General features: G+C 71.8%; 3 protein-coding genes and 1 pseudogene. 2 read left to right on the forward strand and 2 right to left on the reverse strand.

Translation table 11 applies throughout. From position 1 onward, the window contains the following. Together D7V77_RS45360 and D7V77_RS41185 are read left to right on the forward strand one after the other, a co-directional pair. On the forward strand, positions 1-229 hold a 229-nt coding region (locus D7V77_RS45360), incomplete at its 5' end, for a hypothetical protein (RefSeq protein WP_233597545.1). Between the two features lie 158 nt (positions 230-387). Further along, complete coding sequence (locus tag D7V77_RS41185; RefSeq protein ID WP_167548358.1) at positions 388-1,194, forward strand: hypothetical protein; 807 nt, start codon at positions 388-390, stop codon at positions 1,192-1,194. Positions 1,195-1,281: 87 nt separating this feature from the next. On the opposite strand, the gene D7V77_RS41190 is transcribed toward D7V77_RS41185, so the two are convergent. Continuing rightward, the gene (locus tag D7V77_RS41190; RefSeq protein ID WP_120581629.1) at positions 1,282-2,469 is read right to left on the reverse strand and encodes a hypothetical protein; all 1,188 of its coding nucleotides are present in this window, start codon (positions 2,467-2,469) and stop codon (positions 1,282-1,284) included. Positions 2,470-2,492: 23 nt separating this feature from the next. Further along, positions 2,493-3,102, reverse strand: a pseudogene (locus D7V77_RS41195) (hypothetical protein); the annotation flags it as partial.

The following is a 3,102-nucleotide window of genomic DNA, read 5'->3' on the forward strand; positions in this document are numbered from 1 at the left end:
CCCCGCCACCGTGGAGGTCCGCTTCGAGGCCCCGGTGCGCACCGTGCTTGGCCGGCCGGGGGGCGGAAAGCTGCCCATCAACCAGGTGGTCGCCCTGGCTCCCGGCCCGCTCCGCGTCCAGTACACCTGCCCGGGACGGCGTGCACCTCGGGGCATCGAGACCTACAACGTCCGACCTGTAACCGGGGAACTCCAGACGCTCCGGGTCCCATGCCGCAGGCGACGCTAATTGGCACGGCGACTTACGCGTATGCGGCATCCGCACCCCCCGGAGGACACGTAGGACCGGGTACGCTTGAGTGCCCTTAAGTCGTTGGAATTCCTTGGTTTTCCACCAAGCGGGCGCGTTTACACATGTCAGAGGGGTCCGTAGACTCCGGCCCCTCTATGGCTCGCGCGAAGAAGCAGAAGAACATCATCCGACAGAGGACCTACCCCGCGGGGAGGGTGGCCCGGCAGCTCCCGGTCGCCCCAGAGCCCAACCGACTGGTGAAGGTGTGGCGACGCGTGTTGGAGCGCCGGTTGCGCACGCGGCTGCGGGGGAAGGTTGCGGTGGAGATCCACGACAACACCCACACGATGCTGACGTTCCAACGCCAGCGGGCGCTGTGGCGGTTGAGGCTGCACCACATGTTCCTGGCCGCACCGGACGAAGTGCTCCAGGCGCTCGCGAGCTTCGTGCGCAAGGGGGACCCGGACGCCAGCGCGCTCCTGGACCGCTACATCGAGCGCAACCGCATCTTCATCCGCCGGCTGTCCCCGGCGCAGATGCGCAAGCGGTTGCGGCTGTCCCCGGTGGGGCGCTACCACGACCTGACCCGCATCTATGAGCGGCTCAACGAGCGCTACTTCCAGAGCCGCATCGACGCGGCCATCACCTATGGGCCGGCGCCCCGGGTGAAGGGGCCTCGCAAGAGCATCAAGATGGGCTCGTACTCGGCGGACTCGAAGGTCATCCGCATCCACCCTGCGTTGGATCAGCCGCTGGTGCCCCGGTACTTCGTGGAGTGGATCGTCTTCCACGAGATGCTGCACCACGTCTACCGCGCCCGCCGGGGCGAGGACGGCCGGCGCTGCATCCACCCGCCGGAGTTGATGGAGCACGAGAAGCGCTTCCACGACTACCAACGGGCGCTCGCCTGGGAGCACGAGAACCTGGACCTGCTCCTGTGCGCCCGCACGGAGCAGCTCTGATGCAAGCGGGCCCGCTCCCGGGGCGCCTTCGAGGCGTCCGGGACGCGGGCCCTGCTGACGGCGGCTCCTGAAGGCTCAGGGGCGCCGTCAGGGCAGGATGAGGCCTCCGGGGCTGCGCCGCTCGCCCGTGGGGGCGGCAGGAAGCGCTTCAGGGGCCGTGGCGCCCTGCGCCGCCTGGGCCTGGGCACCCGCCGCGGCCAGGACCACGACCTTGGCGAAGAGCGTCTCCGCGAAGAGCGAGAAGGGCTCGTCGAGTCCGTGGAAGAGGCGCCGCGCCTCGCCCCGGGCGATGGACGCCTGGAGGGCCCGCCCGGTCGCGTCGAAGAAGGCCGCCATGCGCCACAGGCGGCGCGCGTAGCGCTGGCGCACCTCCGGGGTGAAGTAGGCCCTCGCCGCGTCCAGCACCCGCTGCCGCACCTGTTCCTGGCGCTGGGCCCCGCTCAACGCCAGCGGGCTCGACGCCAGCGCCTGCACCTGCTCCATCAGGCCCCGCATCTCCGCGTCGGGCGGCATCCACTCGGCGATCTCCGGCGTCGCGTGGAGCTGATCGCCCTCCAGGGCATGGCGCACGTCGTCGGGCTCGGGGGCGGGGAGGGGCTCGGGCACGTGGATGGGCTGCACTCCGTGGTGGCGCAGCGCGGCCTCCAGGTCCGGCGGGAAGGGCGTGCGGGTGCTCAGGTTGAGGGCCGCGGCCTCGGCGAGCAGCCGGGCCCCCTCATCGCGGGAGACCTCCATGCCGAAGCCGTTCTTCAGCCCGTGCTTGAGGATGCGGCGGATGTCCCCGCGGCTCTGCTCGGTGCGGTTGAGCTCCAGCACGCCCTGCTCATCCGACGCGATGACCTGGAGCAGCTCCACGCCGCCGCGCACCACGCGCGTGAGCAGCAGGCCGTACTGCCCCGCCGACGACACCACCGTCACCAGCGTGGGCAGCGTCTCCGGGGCCGGAGTCATGGGCGCCTCCCTGGGGGCTTCCGCCGGGGTGACGCCGCGCGAGCGCAGCCGATAGAGCGCCTTCTTCGCGGCCTTGGCCAGCGGCTTCACCGACGAAGCGGACAGGGCCTCCGGCAGCGCCACCTGGCCCGCCAGCACGGCGGCCTCCAGCACCGCGCCCGCCAGGGCCTCGGGCAGGGCCTCCACGGCCGCGGGTGTCGCGGAGCCCACTTCGTCCGCGAGCTTCCGGGCCTGGGCGACGTCCGCCTCCGGGAAGGCGGGCAGGGGTGTGCCGGCGCGCAACGCATCCAGCAGGGGACGGGGCTCGGTGGAGGCAGGGCTCATGCGCCGGGTTTCTACTTCACGCGCTACCGCCGCCGCACCAGCCAGCTCCCTCCACTCTGTCCCACGATGACCAGTTCCGACTGGAGCTGGGCGCCGAAGACGCGCGACGGATGCACCCCGCGCACCAGGAAGTGGTCGTACCAGGTGCCCTGCGTCGCTTGGTTCATCTCCTGCGGCCGCCACTCGGACGGGAAGGTGGGCGGCACCTCCCCCCGGTAGCGCAGGGGCGAGTGGGGCGTGGTGGCGAAGGTGAAGTTGGGCACCCCGCCGCGCTCGCGCGCCACCACCGCCGCGGCGTGGATGAAGACGGGGAAGCGCACCACGCTGGAGCGCGGGTCGAACACCAGCCCCATCACCTTCGGCCGGTTCGCGGCCAGGCCGGACAGCGCCTCCAACTCGCGGGCCTCCTGGGAGAAGTTCTGGAAGCCGCGCCCCATCACGAAGGCCAGCAGCAACGCGCTCCCCGCCGCCGCGAGCCCCAACGGCCGCCGCCAGTCCGCGCGCGCGGCCGGCATGCTCGCCACCAGCAGCGCCGCGGCCAGGTGCGCGTAGCGCGTGTTGAGGTAGTAGACGTACCCCCGGATGTCGAAGGGCAGGAGGAAGTACAGCGCCAGCGCCAGCACCCCCAGCCCC

Origin of the sequence: Corallococcus sp. CA041A, from assembly GCF_003612075.1 — a bacterium.
In the GTDB taxonomy this organism is placed as follows: domain Bacteria; phylum Myxococcota; class Myxococcia; order Myxococcales; family Myxococcaceae; genus Corallococcus; species Corallococcus exiguus.

What these genes read in the sequence shown, in the direction of transcription:
- D7V77_RS41185 (WP_167548358.1), top strand. Translation starts at nt 388, where the DNA reads ATGGCTCGCGCGAAGAAGCAGAAGAACATCATCCGACAGAGGACCTAC.
- D7V77_RS41190 (WP_120581629.1), bottom strand. Translation starts at nt 2,469, where the DNA reads ATGAGCCCTGCCTCCACCGAGCCCCGTCCCCTGCTGGATGCGTTGCGC.